Annotated in this window: 14 protein-coding genes; 10 read left to right on the forward strand and 4 right to left on the reverse strand. The window is 61.3% G+C overall.

The window, feature by feature from the left end:
- Window positions 1-53: 53 nt before the first annotated feature.
- The 3 genes from J4E63_RS04935 to J4E63_RS04945 all read right to left on the reverse strand — a co-directional run bounded on the left by J4E63_RS04935 (window position 54) and on the right by J4E63_RS04945 (window position 3,430).
- Window positions 54-1,232 carry a VWA domain-containing protein gene (locus J4E63_RS04935; RefSeq protein WP_207281261.1) on the reverse strand — a complete coding sequence of 393 codons (1,179 nt, stop codon included), beginning with the start codon at window positions 1,230-1,232 and terminating at the stop codon, window positions 54-56.
- Between the two features lie 34 nt (window positions 1,233-1,266).
- Complete coding sequence (locus J4E63_RS04940) at window positions 1,267-2,112, reverse strand: MoxR family ATPase (RefSeq protein WP_003184225.1); 846 nt, start codon at window positions 2,110-2,112, stop codon at window positions 1,267-1,269.
- 241 nt (window positions 2,113-2,353) lie between these two features.
- Entirely contained in the window at window positions 2,354-3,430 is a 1,077-nt protein-coding gene (locus J4E63_RS04945; RefSeq protein ID WP_207281262.1) for a DUF748 domain-containing protein, read from the reverse strand.
- A 147-nt stretch (window positions 3,431-3,577) separates the two neighbouring features.
- Here J4E63_RS04945 and cysK point away from each other — a divergent pair, with 147 nt between their 5' ends.
- From cysK to J4E63_RS04960, 3 genes are all read left to right on the forward strand, one after another.
- Window positions 3,578-4,552: a cysteine synthase A gene (gene cysK, locus J4E63_RS04950; protein WP_053120124.1), complete on the forward strand. Its 975-nt coding sequence runs from the start codon at window positions 3,578-3,580 to the stop codon at window positions 4,550-4,552.
- A gap of 354 nt (window positions 4,553-4,906) precedes the next feature.
- Window positions 4,907-5,845 (forward strand): aspartyl/asparaginyl beta-hydroxylase domain-containing protein, encoded by a 939-nt coding sequence (locus J4E63_RS04955; protein ID WP_207281263.1) that lies wholly within the window; start codon window positions 4,907-4,909, stop codon window positions 5,843-5,845.
- 339 nt (window positions 5,846-6,184) lie between these two features.
- Complete coding sequence (locus J4E63_RS04960) at window positions 6,185-7,048, forward strand: DMT family transporter (protein ID WP_207281264.1); 864 nt, start codon at window positions 6,185-6,187, stop codon at window positions 7,046-7,048.
- A gap of 122 nt (window positions 7,049-7,170) precedes the next feature.
- Here J4E63_RS04960 and J4E63_RS04965 read toward each other — a convergent pair whose 3' ends face one another.
- Window positions 7,171-8,079, reverse strand: a complete 909-nt coding sequence (locus J4E63_RS04965; RefSeq protein WP_207281265.1) for a DMT family transporter — start codon at window positions 8,077-8,079, stop codon at window positions 7,171-7,173.
- Window positions 8,080-8,209: 130 nt separating this feature from the next.
- Here J4E63_RS04965 and aceK point away from each other — a divergent pair, with 130 nt between their 5' ends.
- The 7 genes from aceK (at window position 8,210) to J4E63_RS05000 (ending at window position 19,383) form a co-directional block, all read left to right on the forward strand.
- Window positions 8,210-9,931: a bifunctional isocitrate dehydrogenase kinase/phosphatase gene (gene aceK, locus J4E63_RS04970; protein ID WP_207281266.1), complete on the forward strand. Its 1,722-nt coding sequence runs from the start codon at window positions 8,210-8,212 to the stop codon at window positions 9,929-9,931.
- Window positions 9,932-10,138: 207 nt separating this feature from the next.
- Entirely contained in the window at window positions 10,139-14,050 is a 3,912-nt protein-coding gene (hrpA, locus tag J4E63_RS04975; protein ID WP_207281267.1) for an ATP-dependent RNA helicase HrpA, read from the forward strand.
- A gap of 329 nt (window positions 14,051-14,379) precedes the next feature.
- Window positions 14,380-15,501, forward strand: coding sequence for a beta-ketoacyl-ACP synthase III (locus J4E63_RS04980; protein WP_106274898.1), 1,122 nt, complete (start codon window positions 14,380-14,382; stop codon window positions 15,499-15,501).
- A gap of 192 nt (window positions 15,502-15,693) precedes the next feature.
- Complete coding sequence (locus tag J4E63_RS04985; RefSeq protein ID WP_207281268.1) at window positions 15,694-16,305, forward strand: RNA polymerase sigma factor; 612 nt, start codon at window positions 15,694-15,696, stop codon at window positions 16,303-16,305.
- Window positions 16,299-16,535, forward strand: a complete 237-nt coding sequence (locus tag J4E63_RS04990; RefSeq protein ID WP_018607575.1) for an anti-sigma factor — start codon at window positions 16,299-16,301, stop codon at window positions 16,533-16,535. Before J4E63_RS04985 ends, J4E63_RS04990 begins: the two co-directional genes overlap by 7 nt.
- Window positions 16,536-16,806: 271 nt before the next feature.
- On the forward strand, window positions 16,807-18,117 hold the full coding sequence (locus J4E63_RS04995; protein ID WP_207281269.1) for an OprO/OprP family phosphate-selective porin: 1,311 nt from the start codon (window positions 16,807-16,809) through the stop codon (window positions 18,115-18,117).
- A gap of 141 nt (window positions 18,118-18,258) precedes the next feature.
- On the forward strand, window positions 18,259-19,383 hold the full coding sequence (locus J4E63_RS05000; RefSeq protein WP_207281270.1) for a GNAT family N-acetyltransferase: 1,125 nt from the start codon (window positions 18,259-18,261) through the stop codon (window positions 19,381-19,383).
- Window positions 19,384-19,485: the final 102 nt, after the last annotated feature.

Consider the following 19,485-nt stretch of genomic DNA (forward strand, 5'->3'; position numbering starts at 1 on the left):
CCCGTGTGGGAGCGAGCTCGCTCGCGATGAGGCCTGAACAGGCAACCAAAATCTTACTTGGACAGAAACCGCATCCCTTCCTCCAACCCCCGCAAGGTCAGCGGATACATCCGGTCTTCCACCAACTCGCGCACGATGTTGGTCGAGGCGGTATAACCCCAGGTGTCCTTGGGGTAGGGATTGATCCAGATGAGCTTCTTGTACTTCTCCATGAAGCGCTGCATCCACACATAACCGGCTTCTTCGTTCCAGTGTTCGACGCTGCCGCCGGCCTGGGTGATTTCATAGGGGGCCATGGCGGCGTCGCCGATGAAGATCACTTTGTAGTCGGCACCGTACTTGTGCAGCAAATCCTGGGTCGAGGTGCGCTCGGAAGTGCGGCGCAGGTTGTTCTTCCACACCGATTCGTAGACGAAGTTGTGGAAGTAGAAGTACTCCATGTGCTTGAACTCGGTCTTGCAGGCCGAGAACAGTTCTTCGCAGATCTTCACGTGGGCATCCATCGAACCACCGATGTCGAACAGCAGGAGCAACTTGACGGTGTTGCGTCGCTCCGGGCGCATCTGGATGTTCAAGAGGCCGGCGTCCCGGGCGGTGTGGTCGATGGTGCCGTCGATGTCCAGCTCTTCGGCCGCACCCTGGCGGGCGAACTTGCGCAGCCGGCGCAGGGCGATCTTGATGTTGCGGGTGCCCAGTTCCACCTGGTCGTCGAGGTTCTTGTATTCGCGTTGGTCCCAGACCTTCACGGCCTTGCCCTGGCGCTTGCCAGCGTCGCCCACCCGAATGCCCTCGGGATTGAAGCCGCCGGAGCCGAACGGGCTGGTGCCGCCGGTGCCGATCCACTTGTTGCCGCCGGCATGGCGTTCCTTCTGTTCCTCCAGGCGTTTCTTGAATTCTTCGATCAGCTTGTCCAGGCCGCCCAGGGACTGGATCTGTGCCCGTTCCTCATCGGTCAGCGAGCGCTCGAATTCCTTGCGCAGCCAGTCCTCGGGAATCAGCGCCTGGAGGTGATCGTCGAGTTTCTCCAGGCCGTTGAAGTAGGCGGCGAACGCCCGGTCGAACTTGTCGAAATGCCGTTCGTCCTTCACCAGGATCGCCCGGGACAGGTAATAGAACTCGTCCATGTCGGCGAAGATCACCCGCTGTTTCAGCGCGTTGATCAGGTCCAGCAATTCACGCACCGACACAGGCACCTTGGCGGCGCGCATCTCGTTGAACAGGTTAAGCAGCATGGCAATCGCCCTCGCTCTTGTGGGACGAAGAGGATCAGCGGGTGCCGCGACGGCTCATGAACGCCAGGCGCTCGAGCAGTTGCACGTCCTGCTCGTTCTTGACCAGGGCGCCGGCCAGCGGCGGGATGGCCTTGGTTGGATCACGCTCGCGCAGCACCGCTTCGCCGATGTTGTCGGCCATCAGCAGTTTGAGCCAGTCCACCAGTTCGGAAGTGGAGGGCTTTTTCTTCAGGCCCGGCACCTTGCGCACGTCGAAGAACACGTCCAGCGCTTCGCTGACCAGGTCCTTCTTGATGTCCGGGTAATGCACATCGACGATTTTCTGCAGGGTGACGCGGTCGGGGAAGGCGATGTAGTGGAAGAAGCAGCGACGCAGGAAGGCGTCCGGCAGCTCTTTTTCGTTGTTGGAGGTAATGATGATGATCGGCCGCTGCTTGGCCTTGATGGTTTCATCGGTCTCGTAAACGTAGAACTCCATCTTGTCGAGTTCTTGCAGCAGGTCGTTGGGGAACTCGATGTCGGCCTTGTCGATTTCGTCGATCAGCAGGATCACCCGCTCCTCGGACTCGAAGGCTTCCCAGAGCTTGCCCTTCTTCAGGTAGTTGCGCACGTCGTGGACCTTGTCCACACCCAGTTGCGAGTCTCGCAGGCGGCTGACCGCGTCGTACTCGTACAGGCCCTGGTGAGCCTTGGTGGTGGACTTGATGTGCCAGGTGATCAGGCGCGCGCCGAAGGACTCGGCCAGTTGTTCGGCGAGCATGGTCTTGCCGGTGCCCGGTTCGCCCTTGACCAGCAACGGCCGCTCCAGGGTAATGGCGGCGTTCACGGCCAGTTTCAGGTCATCGGTGGCCACGTAGGCGCTGGTGCCTTCGAACTTCATCTGCAATTCCTCGAACGGTGTCGCCGGCCTGGCGAGGCGGGGCGCGCGAAATAGATATCGTGCCCGACTATAACGCGAGGCCCCGCCGACTGTGAACGCAGACGCTGTATTCAGTCTCTGAATGGGGCGTCACATGTTGACTCAGTCTCGGCTGCTTGCCAGTGGGCAATTGGCTGGAATGCATCGGTGGTCATGACGCGCGCTTGGTGGCGAGGGATATCATGGGGCCAAGGCCGCAGGCCTAGTCGGTCGAAGGCGGTGGCTGTTCATAACGAGCGTTGAAGGCCTGGACGAAACCGTTGCGCAGGATCTGCAGGAAGGCTTCGAAGGCGCTGATGTCCTGCTGATGAACGTTGCCGCTGAGTTCCACCCGGGTGGCGAACTGGTTCTTGCGCTGGTTCTTGAGGGCCGTTTCGCCCGTGCCGACCAGCGCTTCCCAGACCGAGCGGAAGATATTCTTGTTCTTGTTTTCCACGTCCTGCTGCCAATCGAACACGTCGACATCACGCAGCAGTGGCTTGATGTAGCCGCTGAGTCGAGCGTTGTCGGCTTCGGCCTCGACCACCAGGTCGCCGTGGCCGGCATTGAAATCGAACTTGCCATAGGCTGCGGCGAAGTCGTTCAGGCGCTTGAGTTCGATGTTCGTGGCCCGCAGGCGGAAATCGAAATCTTCGAAATTGCTCAGCGGGTCGAAAGTGGCCTGCATTTCCAGGGGCGCATGTTCGGCTACCAGGGCTTTACCTTCGAAGCGGGCGTCGCGCTTGCCTTCGGTGTCGACCACGTTGGTCAGGTTGTAGAAGCTGGCGTTGACGTCGGTGGCCCGCAGGTTGACCGGTGGCTTGGAGTTGAAATTGCGAAAGGTGACCTTGCCATCCCTGATGCGTACTTCGTTGAAGGTGATGGGCAAGAGTTTGCCCAGTTGCTCGCGCCAGTTGGTGCCCCGGCCGGTCTGGGAGTTCTGCCGGTTGGCTCCGCCGTCGACGAAGTTCACCTCGGGACGGGTGAATTCCACCTCGGCCACCACCGCGTGGTCGTACCACAGCGAGTGCCAGCTCACCGACAGGTCCACCAGCGGTGCGCTGACGAACGGCACCGGGACCTTGCCGTCGACCTTGATGATTTCCAGGCCGTTGATCCGGTAGGCACCGCGCCACAGGGCCAGGTCCACATCGGTGATCTGGCCGCGATAATCGCCCATGTTGGCCAGTTTGTCGTTCAGGTAGTCGCGTACCAGGTACGGCAGGGCGAAATGCAAGGCCACCAGCACCGCGACGAGGGTGGCGAACACCCACAGTGGCCAGCGATATCGACGCTTCATGTCAGTCAGTCTCCAGCGTTTGTTGGGGGAGCGCCTCCTAATGCCATTGACTGTCGCAACAACGGGAACGTTCGGTGCAACTGGACGCCCATGGGCAACAGGCATACCTTTAAAGGCTTAAATTCTCGCCGCATCAAGGACCCAGCCATGAGCCGTATATTCGCTGACAACGCCCATTCCATCGGCAATACGCCACTGGTACAGATCAACCGCATTGCGCCGCGCGGTGTGACCATCCTGGCCAAGATCGAGGGGCGCAACCCAGGGTATTCGGTCAAGTGCCGGATCGGCGCGAACATGATCTGGGACGCTGAAAGCTCGGGCAAGCTCAAGCCGGGCATGACCATCGTCGAACCGACCTCGGGCAACACCGGGATCGGCCTGGCGTTCGTGGCCGCCGCCCGTGGCTATAAGCTGATGCTGACCATGCCGGCCTCCATGAGCATCGAGCGCCGCAAGGTGCTCAAGGCCCTGGGGGCGGAGCTGGTGCTCACCGAACCGGCGAAGGGCATGAAGGGGGCCATCGAGAAGGCCGCCGAGATCCTGGCCAGCGATCCGTCCAAATACTTCATGCCGCAGCAGTTCGATAACCCGGCGAACCCGGCGATCCACGAAAAAACCACCGGCCCGGAAATCTGGAACGACACCGACGGCGCGGTGGATGTGCTGGTGGCGGGCGTGGGCACCGGCGGAACCATTACCGGGGTTTCGCGGTATATCAAGAACACCTGTGGCAAACCGATCTTGTCGGTGGCGGTCGAACCTGAGGTTTCGCCGGTGATTACCCAGGCGATGGCGGGCCATGAGATCAAGCCCAGCCCCCACAAGATCCAGGGAATCGGTGCCGGGTTCGTGCCGAAGAACCTCGATTTGTCGATCGTCGACCTGGTCGAGCGGGTCACTGACGACGAGTCCAAGGCCATGGCCCTGCGCTTGATGCAGGAGGAGGGCATCCTCTGCGGGATTTCCTGTGGGGCAGCGATGGCCGTGGCTGTGCGCCTGGCGGAAAAACCGGAAATGCAGGGCAAGACCATCGTCGTGATCCTGCCGGATTCGGGCGAGCGGTACTTGTCGAGCATGTTGTTCAGTGATTTGTTTACCGAGCAGGAGACTCAGCAGTAACGGTGAATTCACAGGTGTAGCGAGACGCTTTTGTGGCGAGGGAGCTTGCTCCCGCTCGACTGCGAAGCAGGCGCCCGCAATCCAACGCGGGTCGCCAAATCGCAGGGGCGCGCTCCGCACGCCAGCGGGAGCAAGCTCCCTCGCCACAAAAGCCCTCGCCATCGTAGGTTGAATGATTGTTCGATGCGTCAGCCAAGGTTCAGGCGGCGCATGTTAGAAAGTGTTTATTGCGTTTCACTCAACAGAGAATGTTGCGTCAGACGGTTTTTACCCGGGCCATTAGGGATTAACATGGCCCCCGGCTACGTCGGGCAGTAGGCGTTGCGTCAGTTGTTTTGGACAAGGAGTTATGAAATGACCGTTTCGTTTGTCGCCAAGGCCTCGGTGTTGCTGCTGTTTTTGGGCAGTACGCTTTATGTGCATTTGCGTGGCAAGGCACGCTTGCCGGTATTGCGCCAGTTCGTCAACCACTCGGCGCTGTTCGCCCCCTACAACGCCTTGATGTATCTGTTCTCCGGCGTGCCCTCGAAGCCTTACCTGGATCGCAGCAAATTCCCCGAACTGGATGTGCTCAAGGACAACTGGCAAGTCATTCGCGACGAGGCCATGCACCTGTTCGACGAGGGTTACATTCGTGCCGCCGAGAAGAACAACGACGCCGGTTTCGGCTCGTTCTTCAAGAAAGGGTGGAAGCGTTTCTACCTCAAGTGGTACGACAAACCGCTGCCGTCGGCCGAGTTGCTCTGCCCCAGGACGGTCGAGCTGGTCAGCCGGATTCCCAACGTCCGGGGCGCGATGTTTGCCCTGTTGCCCGGTGGCAGCCATCTGAATCCACATCGAGACCCCTTCGCCGGTTCGTTGCGTTATCACCTGGGGCTGTCCACGCCCAATTCCGATGACTGCCGGATCTTCGTCGACGGTCAGATCTACGCCTGGCGCGACGGCGAAGACGTCATGTTCGATGAGACCTATGTGCACTGGGTCAAGAACGAAACCCCACAGACCCGCGTAATCCTGTTCTGCGATGTCGAGCGGCCCCTGAAAAGCCGGCTGATGACCCGCCTCAACCGCAGCATCAGCGCGTTCCTCGGCCGCGCCACCGCGCCGCAGAACCTGGAGGATGAACACGTCGGCGGCATCAACCGGGCCTATGCCTGGAGCAAGACGTTCAGTGACGGCATCAGCGGTCGGGTCAAGCAATTCAAACGCAAGCATCCCAAGGCCTACCGGGTGATGCGGCCGGTGTTGGCGGTGGCGGTGCTGACGGCGCTTGGCTATTGGTTGTTCGTTTAAACATTGCGTATTCCATCGAGCGCTGGTTATAGTCAGCGCTCTTCGGGTTTTCGAACCCACCCTTCAAGAGATCGGCTCATGCCTGCATCCCCTGTCATCGCGGTCGTGGTTCCAGCGTTCAACGCTGGCGTCGTGCCGTGTGGGAATCAGCAGCCTGCGCAGATCGGTCAATACCCCCCACCTGTCAGTAGCTCATCGGTGTACGCCGTCGTATCACCGCCGGGTGTTGGCATTCAGGGCTGATCGGCAACGGTTGCCATCCCCTGTGCCCGCCTGAAAAAAACTACTGGACTTCAGCTTCGGCTGAGTTGGCTTTTTGCCTGACTACAGGTGGTATCCATGTTTTCCCTTTCCAAAAACGCCTTATTGGCGGCGGCTTCCACGAGCCTGTTCGTTTTGCTGTGGAGCAGCGGGGCGATCTTTTCCAAGCTGGGCCTGGCCCACGCTTCTCCCTTCGCCTTTTTGCTGATCCGTTTTGCCATCGCGCTGTTCGCGTTGGTGCTGTTGATCCCCATGCTCAAGTTCAAGCTGCCCAAGACCGGCAAGCCGATGCTGTACGCGGCGACCACCGGGCTGGTGCTGCTGGGCGCCTATCAGATCTTCTATTTGCTGGCCCTGCAGATGAACGTCACCCCCGGAGTGATGGCGACGCTGATGGGCGTGCAGCCGATCCTGACCGTGGTGCTCGTGGAGCGTCAGCGATCCTGGCAGCGCCTGTTCGGCTTGGCGCTGGGCTTGGTGGGATTGGTCATGGTGGTGTACCAGGGCATCGGCCTGGCCGGCATGTCCCTGGCCGGGATGCTTTATGGTTTGCTGGCACTGGTGAGCATGACGGCCGGTTCCATCATGCAGAAGCGCATCACCGATAACCCACTGGGCACGCTGCCGGTGCAGTACCTGGCCGGGTTGGTGTTGTGTGCGGTGTTCGTGCCGTTCCAGCCGTTTCACTTCGAATACAGCACGGGGTTCTTCGTGCCGGTGTTGTGGATGGCGCTGGTGGTGTCGGTGCTGGCGACGTTGCTGCTGTACCGTTTGATTGCTCGGGGCAACCTGGTGAATGTCACCAGCCTGTTCTACCTGGTGCCGGCGGTGACGGCGATCATGGACTACCTGGTGTTCGGCAACCGGCTGGCGTTGTTGAGCTTGCTGGGGATGGTGCTGATCATCGTGGGGTTGGTGTTTGTGTTTCGTAAGAGCCGCTAGCCCTTAGTTGTTCGCTGGTTGTACCGCCGCTATCGCGAGCAAGCTCGCTCCCACAAGGTTATGCGCAGCCCTTTTGTGGGAGCGAGCTTGCTCGCGATGGCTTATTCAGCCACACCGATGAACTACCGGGCAGACGCTTCAGCCGGTTTCACCACCCCAGGTTTCAACACCAACCACAACGCCGCGGCAATCAACACCCCGCCATACAAATGCGCCATCCCCAACGGCTCATCCAGCAGCAACGCCCCCCACAACACGCCGAACGGCGGGATCAGGAACGTCACGGTCATGGATTTGACCGGGCCGATGGAACTGAGCAAGCGGAAATAAAGGATGTACGCCAGTGCGGTGCACACCAGGCCCAGGCCAAGCAGTGACAACCAGACGCTCCAGCCACCCCAACTGGCCGGCGGTTGGCTGATGACGCTGTAACCAAACAGCGGCAGCAAGAACACCGTGGCACCGAACATGCTGCCCAGGGCCGAGAGGCGGCTGTCCAGGCCTCCTTGGTGATCGAGCCAGCGTCGGGTGAGGAAACCGGCAAAGCCGTAGCAGGTCGTGGCCAGCAGGCAGGCGAGGGCGCCCATCAACAGTTGCAGGTCGAAGGCCACCGGGCCGGCGCGGGTCAGGATGCCAACGCCGAGCAGCCCCAGGAAGACACCGCTGACCTTGGCCAGGGTCAGTTGTTCGCTGAAGAACAAGCCGCCGATCAATACTCCCATCAATGGCGTGGTGGCATTGAAAATCGCCGAATAACCGGCCGGTAGCACCTGGGCCGCCAGCGAATAAAACGTGGCCGGAATGCCCGAGTTGATCAGGCCCAGCACCATCACGACTTTGAGCTTGCCGCGAAAATTCCAGTCGACGCGCATCAGGGCCAGGATCGCCAGCAGCCCGACGAAGGCGATGGACACGCGAAAGAATGCAGTGGGGATGGTGCCAATGACAGGGGCGATGATACGCATGAACAGGAAGCTGGCCCCCCAGATGGCGGCCAATGACAGTAAACGCAGGATATCGACGAGGTTCACGAGCCACTCCTTCCTTGATGGGGTGGCAAGTGTCGCCGCCCGGCATAGCGATGGCAATGGTTGCGTTGGCGCGTGATTGGCCTCTAAGCTCAGTCGCCAATAACAAGTATGACCCGCCGAGGTTTACCCTATGCCGCAGCCATGGCCCGCCCTCGAAATCGCCCGTTCGATCCTCGACGGCTTCGACGATTATCGTGAGCATTTCCGGCAGATCACCGACGGCGCCCGCGCCCGGTTCGAGCAGGCCCTATGGCTGGAGGCCCAAGCGGCGTCGGCGGCGCGGATCAATCTGTATGAAGAAAAAGTCTTCGAAACCGTCGCCAGGCTGCACAAGGCCTTCGATGACGAAACACTGATGGATGTGGGCTGCTGGCCGCTGGTCAAAAGCGCCTACATCAGCCTGATCGACCTGCGTTTCGACGATGAACTGTCGGAAACCTGGTACAACTCGATCTTCTGCGGGCTGTTCAGCCACGACCTGATCAGCGACGGCACCATGTTCATCCACACCACCCGCCCCAGCCTGCGCCGGGCCCGTGCCGCCCAGACCCGTACCTACAAGCCCCAGGGGCAGTTGGACCGGATGCTGGCGAGCGTGTTCGCCGATTACCGGTTCAGCGAGGACTACGGCGACTTGCCAGGCGACCTGCAGCGCCTCGAAGCGCAGTTGCGCGAGAACCTGCCGGACTGGGTCTGCAAGGACCCGGAACTGACGGTGGAGTTGTTTTCCTCGGTGCTCTACCGCAACAAGGGCGCCTACCTGGTGGGCCGGATCTTTACCCGCGACGACCAATGGCCGCTGGTGATCCCGCTGCTGCACCGCGAGGGCCGGGGTATCCAGATCGATGCGCTGATCACCGATGAGGCGCAGGTGTCGATCATCTTCTCGTTCACCCGCTCGTACTTCATGGTGGACGTGCCGGTGCCGGCGGAATTCATCGGCTTTCTCAAGCGCATCCTGCCGGGCAAGCACATCGCCGAGTTGTACACCTCCATCGGTTTCTACAAGCACGGCAAGTCCGAGTTCTACCGGGCGCTGATCAACCACCTGGCGAACACCGACGACCAGTTCATCATGGCCCCCGGCGTGCGCGGGATGGTCATGAGCGTGTTCACCCTGCCGGGCTTCAACACGGTGTTCAAGATCATCAAGGACCGCTTCTCGCCGTCGAAAAACGTCGACCGGGCCACGGTGATCGAGAAGTACCGACTGGTGAAAAGCGTCGACCGGGTCGGGCGCATGGCCGATACCCAGGAGTTCGCCGATTTCCGCTTTCCTCTGAGCAAATTCGAGCCGGCCTGCCTGGAGGAACTGTTGGAAGTCGCGCCGTCCACGGTGTCGGTGGAAGGAGAGACGGTGCTGATCCGGCACTGCTGGACCGAACGCCGGATGACGCCCCTGAACCTCTACCTGGAAAACGCCAACCCGGACCAGGTGCGCGAGGCGCTGGAAGACTATGGTCTGGCGATCAAGCAACTGGCGGCGGCGAATATCTTCCCCGGCGACATGCTGCTCAAGAACTTCGGCGTGACCCGCCACGGCCGTGTGGTGTTCTACGACTACGATGAAATCTGCTACCTGACCGAAGCCAACTTCCGCCACATCCCCCAGCCCCGTACCCCGGAAGACGAAATGGCCTCCGAGCCCTGGTATTCCATCGGCCCGCTGGACGTGTTCCCCGAAGAATTCCCCCCGTTCCTGTTCGCCGACGCCGGGCAGCGCAAGCTGTTCGACCAGTTGCATGGCGAGCTGTACAACGCCGACTACTGGAAAAGCCTGCAAGAGGCGATCCGGGCGGGGAAGGTGATCGATGTGTTCCCGTATCGGCGTAAAGACCTGGACAGTGAGTAACCCCTAACTCTGCGCAAAACCCTGTGGGAGCGAGCTTGCTCGCGATAGCGGTATCTCAGTCAATATCAATGCAGGCTGAACCACCGCCATCGCGAGCAAGCTCGCTCCCACAAGGGTGTGGCGGTGGGCTGCTTTGCGTGTTCGGCGCAATGGCCGCAAATCTGCGACAATCCGCCCCTGCATAAACCGACGACCCTTGCGTACCTGATGACTGACCAAGCCCCCGCTATCGACAAGCTGCTGAAAAACCTCGACCACGCCATGCTCGCCGACCGTCACCGGTTGCGGCGCCAGTTGCTCGAGCTGCGCAAGAAGCCCGACGAGGCCAAGCTGGCCCAGTGGGTGGCGCGCATGCAGGCGTCGTGCGACCAGGTGCTGGCGCGCAAGGCCAGCCTGCCGGTGATCCGCTATGACGATAATTTGCCGATCGCCGCCAAGCGCGACGAAATCAAGCAGGCATTGCTCAAGCATCAGGTGCTGATCATCGCCGGCGAGACTGGCTCGGGCAAAACCACGCAGTTGCCGAAGATCTGCCTGGAAATCGGTCGCGGCCAGCACGGCTTGATCGGCCACACCCAGCCGCGCCGGATCGCCGCCCGCAGCGTCGCAAGCCGTGTCGCCGAAGAGCTGGCCACACCGTTGGGCGCGCTGGTGGGTTATCAGGTGCGTTTCGAGGACCAGAGCGACGCCAACACCCTGATCAAGCTGATGACCGACGGCATCCTGCTGGCCGAGACCCAGAACGACCGCTACCTCGAGCGCTACGACACGATCATCGTCGACGAAGCTCACGAACGCAGCCTGAACATCGATTTCCTGCTCGGCTACCTCAAGACCCTGCTGCCGCGTCGCCCAGACCTTAAAGTGATCATCACCTCGGCGACCATCGACCTGGAGCGTTTCTCCAAGCACTTCGATGACGCGCCCATCGTGGAAGTCTCTGGCCGTACCTTCCCGGTGGAAACCTGGTATCGCCCCCTGACCCTGGAGCAGGACGAGGAGGGCAATCGGGTCGAGGACGACTTGACCGTTGACCAGGCGATCCTCGCCACCCTCGATGAAATCGCCGCCTATGAACGCAGCGAGCGCCGCAGTCCCGGGGATGTGCTGGTGTTCCTGCCGGGCGAGCGGGAGATTCGTGACGCGGCGGAGATGCTGCGCAAGGCCCAGCTCAAACACACCGAGATCTTGCCGCTGTATGCGCGTTTATCGCCGGCCGAACAGCAGCGGATCTTCCAGTCCCACCCGGGCCGTCGCGTGGTGCTGGCGACCAACGTCGCCGAAACCTCGCTGACCGTGCCGGGTATCCGCTACGTGATCGACAGCGGTACCGCGCGCATCAGCCGCTACAGCTACCGGGCCAAGGTCCAGCGCTTGCCCATCGAGGCCATTTCCCAGGCCAGCGCCAACCAGCGCAAAGGCCGTTGCGGGCGGGTCGAGCCGGGGATTTGCGTGCGGTTGTACAGCGAGGAAGATTTTCTTGGGCGGCCGGAGTTCACCGACCCCGAGATCCTGCGTACCAACCTGGCGGCGGTGATCCTGCAGATGCTGCACCTGCGCCTCGGCGAGATCACCGATTTCCCGTTCATCGAGCCGCCGGACGGCAAGGCCATCAGCGACGGTTTCAACCTGCTGCAAGAACTCTCGGCGGTGGACCGCAACAGTCAGCTGACCCCGCTCGGTCGGCAGTTGGCGCGCTTGCCGGTGGACCCGCGCATGGGCCGCATGCTGCTGGAAGCGGCGAAGCTGGGCAGCTTGCAGGAAGTGCTGATCGTCGCCAGTGCCATGTCGATCCAGGACCCGCGGGAACGTCCGCCGGAGCGTCAGCAGGCGGCCGACCAGGCCCACGCCCAGTGGAAGGATCCGGATTCGGACTTCGCCGGGCTGGTCAACCTGTGGCGCGGTTTCGAAGAGCAGCGCCAGGCCTTGACTGCCAGTCCGCTGCGCAACTGGTGCCGCAAGAATTTCCTCAATTACCTGCGTCTGCGCGAATGGCGTGATTCCCATCGCCAGTTGAGCCTGATCTGCCGCGACATGCAGTTGAGCCTCAATAAAGAATCGGCGGATTACCCGAAACTGCACAAGGCGGTGCTCTCGGGCTTGCTCAGTCAGATCGGCCAGAAAACCGAAGACGGTGATTACCTCGGTGCTCGCCAGCGGCGCTTCTGGATTCATCCGTCGTCGGGCCTGGGCAAGAAGCGGCCGCAATGGCTGATGACCGCCGAGTTGGTGGAAACCACCAAGTTGTACGCGCGCATGGTGGCCAAGATCGAGCCGGACTGGATCGAACCGCTGGCCGGCCACCTGATCAAGAAAAACCACTTCGAACCCCATTGGGAGAAGAAGCGCGGGCAAGTGGTGGCCTATGAGCAGATCACCTTGTTCGGCCTCATCGTCGTCGGTCGTCGGCCGGTGCATTACGGGCCGGTGGACCCGGTGGTGTCCCGTGAGCTGTTCATCCGCGAGGCGCTGGTGCGCGGTGAAATCCAGTCCAAGGCCAAGTGCCTGGGCGCCAATACCCGCTTGCTGGAACAGCTCGACGAACTGGAAGCCAAGGCCCGTCGCCGCGACATCCTGGCGGACGAGGAAACCCTGTTCGCGTTCTACGACGCCCGTTTGCCGGCCGAGATCCACCAGACCGCGACGTTCGACAGCTGGTACCGGATCAACAGCCAGAAAGACCCGCAATTACTGATCATGCGCGAGGAAGATGTGTTGGCCCGCGAGGCCAGCGAGGTCACCGCCACGCAGTACCCCGATACCTTGCGTGTCGGTGACCTGACCTTGCCGCTGAGCTATCACTTCGAGCCCAACCATCCCCGCGACGGCGTGACTTTGCGTGTGCCGGCACCGTTGTTGCCGATGCTGCCGCCGGAACGCCTGGAATGGCTGGTGCCGGGGATGATCGAGGCCAAGTGCATCGCCCTGGTACGCAACCTGCCCAAGGCCCTGCGCAAGAACTTCGTGCCGGTACCGGATTTCGTCAAGGCGGCGCTGCAACGCATCACCTTCGCCGAGGGCTCATTGCCGCAGTCCCTGGGCCGTGAGTTGCTGCGCATGACCGGGGCGCGGGTCAGCGACGAAGCCTGGGCCGAAGCGGCCCAACAGGTGGAAAGCCATCTGCGCATGAACCTGGAAATCGTCGACGGCCAGGGCAAGTTCCTCGGCGAGGGCCGCGACCTGGCCGAGCTGACAGCACGCTTTGCCGAGGCCAGCCAGGCGGCCTTGGCCGTGCCGCAAACGGCAAAAAGCCAGGCACCGGTGGAGGCGAAGGTCTTCGCGCCAGTGGCCGAGAAAACCCAGCAGAAGATCGCCGGGCTGTCGATGACGGTCTATCCGGCGCTGGTGGAAGAGGGCGGCGTGGTCAAGGAAGGGCGTTTCCCGACCCCGGCCGAAGCCGAATTCCAGCATCGCCGCGCCTTGCAGCGTTTGCTCATGCAGCAATTGGCCGAATCGGCCAAGTTCCTGCGTGGCAAGCTGCCGGGGCTGACGGATCTGGGCCTGCTGTACCGCGACTTGGGCCGCATCGACGGCCTGGTGGAAGATATCCTGCTCGCCAGCCTCGACAGCTGCGTGCTCGAAGGTGAAGCGAGCCTGCCCCGCGACGGCGCCGCCTTGGCTGCCCTGGCCGAGCGCAAGCGCGGCGGCTGGACCGAACACGCCGAACGCCTGGCGAAGCTGACCCTGGACATTCTCAAGCTCTGGCATGGCCTGCAAAAACGCTTCAAGGGCAAGATCGACCTGGCCCAGGCCGTGGCGCTGAACGACATCAAGCAGCAACTCAGTCACCTGGTGTACCCGGGCTTCGTGCGGGAAACCCCGCATCAGTGGCTCAAGGAGCTGCCGCGCTACCTCAAGGCCATCGAGCAACGCTTCGAGAAGCTGGGCAGCCAGGTGCAGAAAGACCGGGTCTGGAGCGGCGAACTGTCGAACCTCTGGGCCCAATACCAGGCCCGCGCCAGCAAACACGCCCAGGAAGGCAAGCGCGACCCGCAACTGGAGTTGTACCGTTGGTGGCTGGAGGAATACCGGGTGTCACTGTTCGCCCAGCAACTGGGCACCAAGGTGCCGATTTCCGACAAGCGCCTGGGCAAGCAGTGGGGGCTGGTGGAGGGGTGATCGCCAAGGCCACCAAACCCTTGTGGGAGCGAGCTTGCTCGCGATAGCGGTGAATCAGTCAACATCAGTGCAGGCTGAACCCCCGCTATCGCGAGCAAGCTCGCTCCCACAGGTTTTGTGTCGTAAGTCAGGGAGAATGGGCCAAACCCCCGCGTTTATGGCAAACTTCGCGCCTATAAATGCCGGTTCCGTGGTTTTGAGCTTCAAGGCCACGGGCGGATCCGGAATAAAGCGATGCCAGGGCTGCTTCCCCGGATGGGAAAAGTCCCTTTGTGTATTGGTACGTCGGTGCCAATACTTTCTGCCTGAACAGATCAGAGACACGACCCATGCATAACGTCGTCATCAGCGGCACCGGCCTGTACACCCCGGCCAACAGCATCTCCAACGAAGAGCTGGTGCAATCTTTCAATACCTATGTCGCACAATTCAACGCCGACAACGCCGATGCCATCGAGCGAGGTGAAGTCGAGGCATTGACCGAATCCAACGCCGCGTTCATCGAAAAGGCCTCGGGCATCAAGAGCCGCTTTGTCATGGACAAGGACGGCATTCTCGATCCGCAACGCATGACCCCACGCCTGCCCGAGCGCTCCAACGACGAGTGGTCGGTGCTCTGCGAAATGGCCGTCGGCGCTGCGAAACAGGCCCTGGAGCGCGCCGGCCGCACGGTCGCCGACATCGACGGGGTCATCGTCGCCTGTTCCAACCTGCAGCGTGCCTACCCGGCCATCGCCATCGAAGTCCAGGAAGCCCTGGGCATCGAAGGTTTCGGTTTCGACATGAACGTGGCCTGTTCTTCGGCGACCTTCGGTATCCAGGCCGCGGCCAACAGTGTGCAACTGGGTCAGGCCCGGGCGATCCTGATGGTCAACCCGGAAGTGTGCACCGGCCACTTGAACTTCCGCGACCGCGATAGCCACTTCATCTTCGGCGACGCGGCCACTGCCGTGATCATCGAGCGGGCGGACCTGGCGACCTCGCCGTACCAGTTCGACGTGGTCAGCACCAAGCTGCTCACCAAGTTCTCCAACAACATCCGCAACAACTTCGGTTTCCTCAACCGCGCCGCAGAAGAGGGCATCGGCAGCCGCGACAAGCTGTTCGTCCAGGAAGGCCGCAAGGTGTTCCGCGACGTCTGCCCGATGGTGGCCGAACTGATCGGTACCCATCTGGAAGAAAACCAACTGAATGTTGGCGACGTGAAACGTTTCTGGCTGCACCAGGCCAACTTGAGCATGAACCACCTGATCGTGCGCAAACTGCTGGGACGCGAAGCCACCGAAGCGGAAGCCCCCGTGATTCTCGACCGCTACGCCAACACCAGTTCGGCCGGTTCGGTGATTGCATTCCACAAATACCAGGATGACCTGCCCAGCGGCTCGGTCGCCGTCCTCAGTTCCTTCGGTGCCGGGTATTCGATTGGCAGCGTGATTTTGCGTAAGCATTGATCTGGTCTGGCTCAGCTTTGATCTGTGCCTTTTCAGTTCCTATCTGGGCTAGTTCAGCTTTTGTGGCGAGGGAGCTTGCTCCCGCTGGGCTGCGCAGCGGCCCCAGGATTTTGCGGTTGCTGCGCAACCGAGCGGGAGCAAGCTCCCTCGCCACAGAAAAATCATCAGTCTTGCAAGGCAATGGGGCGTTGAATGACGGCCACCGACGACACCCTCCTGCTCCAACGCCTCCTGGCCGGTGAGCAGCAGGCCTACAGGGAACTGGTCAGCGCCTACCAGAGCCCGATGCGTGCCGTGGCCTATGCCATCGTCGGCAGTCGCCATGCCGACGAAGTGGTGCAGGACGCCTGGCTGTCCGTGGTGCGCAATCTCAGTGGTTTCCAGGGGCGTTCCAGCCTCAAGACCTGGCTGTTGACCATCACGGCGAACGCCGCCAAGGGTCGCTACAAGCAGAACCGCCGGGAAGTGCTGCTCGATGATCTCCCTGCCCCCCACGGCACCCTCGGCGATGACCGTTTCGCCGCTGACGGCCATTGGCTGCTGGCGCCGTTCGCCTGGCACCAGGACACGCCCGAAGCGTTGCTCACGATGAGTGAATTGCGTGATTGCCTGGAGCACACGTTGCTCAGCCTGTCGGAACTGCAAGGCAGCGTACTGACCCTGCGGGAACAGCAGGATCTGGAGCTGGACGAAATCTGTAATCTGCTGGGTATTTCGCTCTCCAATGTCCGTGTGCTGTTGCATCGTGCCCGACTGAAGGTCTTCGCGACTGTTGAACATTTCGAGGAAACCGGCGAATGCTGACCTGCAAGGAACAAGTGGCGCGCTCCAGCGATTATCTCGATGGACAATTGAGCTTTCGTGAACGCCTGATGGTGCGTCATCACTTGATGTTCTGCCCTAATTGCCGACGTTTCATCCGTCAGATGCGCTTGATGCAGGCGACCCTCAAAAAACTGCCGCAACCCCCGATCCCCGACCTGGACCACCTCGCCGAGAAACTCGCCGCCGAGCGTCGCAAAAACATCCGCTGACCCCGGAGACACCACCCCCCTTGTGGGAGCGAGCTTGCTCGCGATGGCGGCGTATCAGGCAACAAATCTTTCACTGACATACCGCTATCGCGAGCAAGCTCGCTCCCACAATGGGTTATTCCCATTCGAAGTAAAAAGTTCCGCTGTCATAAAATCTTTATGTGATAGCAACTCGCCTGACACAACCGGTCGCCAACATCCCCTCCCAACACCAGCGGGCCCAGTTCCGCGTGTTTTCTAACGCATAGACTACCAACAGGGGAATTCTTCGATGATCCGTAAGCACTTCGCAGGTGTTGCCGCCAGCGCACTGGCAATGGCAGTAACCGCCCAGGCTTTCGCCGGCACCGTCACCACCGATGGCGCCGATATCGTGGTCAAAACCAAGGGCGGCCTCGAGGTCGCTACCACTGACAAAGAGTTCAGCTTCAAGCTCGGTGGTCGTTTGCAGGCTGACTACAGCCAGTTCGACGGGATCTACACCGACAACGGCAAATCGGCCGATGCCGCTTACATCCGTCGCGGCTTCCTGGAACTGTCCGGCGTGCTGTACACGGATTGGGCCTACACCATCAATTACGATTTCGCCCACAACAGTGGCGATTCCGACAACGGCTACTTCGACGAAGCGTCCCTGGCCTACAACGGCTTCAAGCCGGTGTCGATCAAGGTCGGTCGCTTCGACCCCGACTTCGGCCTGGAAAAAGCTACCAGCTCCAAGTGGGTGACGGCGCCTGAGCGTAACGCTGCCTACGACCTGATCGACTGGGCCAACAGCCATCAGAACGGCCTGGGCATCCAGGCGTCCAGCACCTTCGCCGATTCGTTCTATGCTTCGGCCGGCGTGTTCAGCAAGGACACCGACGACACCGACGGCGACAGCGTCAAGCAAGTCAACGGTCGCTTCGTCTTCGCTCCGATGCACGAAGCTGGCAACGTGCTGCACTTCGGTCTGAACGTAGCCTCCCGTGACGTTTCGGACACCGTGTTCGATGCACGTTATCGCTCCCGCCTGGGCATGCGTGGCGTTGAAACCCTGGGTGGCAACGATGCCGGTCCTAACGGCAACCGTCCGGTCCTGGGCGGCGCCAACAACTCGCCGGCCGGTTCGTACGACACCGACACCGCCTTCGGCCTGGAAGCCGCTTTCGCCATGGGTCCAGCGTCGATCCAGGGTGAATACATCTCCCGCAAGACCAAGGCTGACAGCAACGCCTTCGAAGACCTCAAAGGCCACGGCTTCTACGTCCAGGGCGCCTACACCCTCACCGGTGAATCCCGCGGCTATAAAGTCGGCAAGTTCGACGCCATCAAGCCTCAGAACAAGTCCATCGGTGCCTGGGAAGTGTTCTACCGCTTCGACAGCATGACCGTCGAAGACGACAACATCACCACCGCCAGCGCCACCCGTGACGTCGGCGATGCCGAAGCCAAGGTGCACAACCTGGGCGTGAACTGGTACGCCAACGAAGCAGTGAAAATTACCGGTGCCTACGTCAAGGCCAAGACCGACAAAGTTACCAACGTGAATGGCGATGACGATGGCGACGGTTTCGTCGTCCGTGCCCAGTACGTGTTCTAAATCGCGCTGACTTGATACAGAGCTTTTTCTTCATCCGTTAATGCTCCTTTTCAACCCCGCCTCTGGCGGGGTTTTTTTATGTGCGCTCGGTCAGGATCGGCGATACTCGCTCCATCCGTCGTCTGGCTCTCGAGGAATCGCATGCCGCTTCACGTCTTGGACAGCCTGTCCGCCATCGCGCCGCACGAGTGGGACGCGTTGGTGCCCGCCAACCAGCCTTTCCTGCGCCATGCCTTCCTCGGCACCCTGGAAGACAGCGCCAGCCTGGGTCCGCAATCCGGTTGGCAAGCCGAGCATTTGTTGCACATTGAAAACGGTCAGCTGTTGGCGGCCTTGCCCAGTTACCGCAAGTGGCATTCCTACGGTGAATACGTGTTCGACCACGGCTGGGCCGACGCTTGCGCCCGCGCCGGCATCGATTACTACCCCAAGCTGTTGACGGCGGTACCGTTCAGCCCGGTCAGTGGTCCGCGACTGTTGGCGGCGCGGGTGGAGGACGGCCTGGAGTTGCTGGGCAGCGTGCCCGGATACCTGGAAATCGAAGGGCTTTCCAGTGCCCACATCAACTTCACCGATGCCTTCACCGACGCAGCACTTGCCGGGCAAGAAGGCTGGCTGCAGCGGATCGGCTGCCAGTATCACTGGCAAAATCGCGGTTATCGCGACTTCCAGGATTTTCTCGATGCCCTCAGTTCCCGCAAGCGCAAGCAGATGCGCAAGGAACGCGAACAAGTGGCGGGGCAGGGCATCGCGTTCGAATGGCTCGAAGGTCATCAGTTGGACGAGGCACAGTGGGATTTTGTCTACGCCTGTTACGCCAACACCTACGCGATACGACGGCAGGCGCCCTACTTGACCCGGACATTCTTCAGCCTGCTGGCCGAACGCATGCCCGAGGCCATCCGTGTGGTGCTGGCCAAGCAAGGTTCACGGCCGGTGGCGATGGCGTTCAGCCTGGTGGGCGGCGACAGTTTCTATGGACGGTACTGGGGCTGTCTGGCGGAGTTCGACCGGCTGCACTTCGAGACCTGTTTCTATCAAGGCATGGACTACGCGATTGCCCAGGGCTTGCAGCGCTTCGATGCCGGCGCCCAGGGTGAGCACAAGTTGATTCGCGGGTTCGAGCCGGTGATTACCCGCTCGTGGCATTACTTGCGTCATCCGGGGTTGAAAGCGGCGGTGGCGGATTTTCTCGTGCGCGAGCAGGAGGGGGTGCTGGCGTACGCCGAAGAGGCCAGGACGGCACTGCCGTATCGGCAGGGCTGAGCCCGCTGGCTGACACATCCACCTGTGGCGAGGGAGCTTGCTCCCGCTGGGCTGCGCAGCAGCCCCGACAAGGCTGGTTGTCCAACCGATTGATCGCATTGG

Origin of the sequence: Pseudomonas sp. FW300-N2F2 (assembly GCF_017351655.1) — a bacterium.
GTDB classification, from domain to species: domain Bacteria; phylum Pseudomonadota; class Gammaproteobacteria; order Pseudomonadales; family Pseudomonadaceae; genus Aquipseudomonas; species Aquipseudomonas fluorescens_AA.

Coding starts and splice junctions, on each gene's coding strand:
- J4E63_RS04935 (WP_207281261.1), bottom strand. CDS start 1,232: ATGCTGCTTAACCTGTTCAACGAGATGCGCGCCGCCAAGGTGCCTGTG.
- J4E63_RS04940 (WP_003184225.1), bottom strand. CDS start 2,112: ATGAAGTTCGAAGGCACCAGCGCCTACGTGGCCACCGATGACCTGAAA.
- J4E63_RS04945 (WP_207281262.1), bottom strand. CDS start 3,430: ATGAAGCGTCGATATCGCTGGCCACTGTGGGTGTTCGCCACCCTCGTC.
- cysK (WP_053120124.1), top strand. CDS start 3,578: ATGAGCCGTATATTCGCTGACAACGCCCATTCCATCGGCAATACGCCA.
- J4E63_RS04955 (WP_207281263.1), top strand. CDS start 4,907: ATGACCGTTTCGTTTGTCGCCAAGGCCTCGGTGTTGCTGCTGTTTTTG.
- J4E63_RS04960 (WP_207281264.1), top strand. CDS start 6,185: ATGTTTTCCCTTTCCAAAAACGCCTTATTGGCGGCGGCTTCCACGAGC.
- aceK (WP_207281266.1), top strand. CDS start 8,210: ATGCCGCAGCCATGGCCCGCCCTCGAAATCGCCCGTTCGATCCTCGAC.
- hrpA (WP_207281267.1), top strand. CDS start 10,139: ATGACTGACCAAGCCCCCGCTATCGACAAGCTGCTGAAAAACCTCGAC.
- J4E63_RS04980 (WP_106274898.1), top strand. CDS start 14,380: ATGCATAACGTCGTCATCAGCGGCACCGGCCTGTACACCCCGGCCAAC.
- J4E63_RS04985 (WP_207281268.1), top strand. CDS start 15,694: ATGACGGCCACCGACGACACCCTCCTGCTCCAACGCCTCCTGGCCGGT.
- J4E63_RS04990 (WP_018607575.1), top strand. CDS start 16,299: ATGCTGACCTGCAAGGAACAAGTGGCGCGCTCCAGCGATTATCTCGAT.
- J4E63_RS04995 (WP_207281269.1), top strand. CDS start 16,807: ATGATCCGTAAGCACTTCGCAGGTGTTGCCGCCAGCGCACTGGCAATG.
- J4E63_RS05000 (WP_207281270.1), top strand. CDS start 18,259: ATGCCGCTTCACGTCTTGGACAGCCTGTCCGCCATCGCGCCGCACGAG.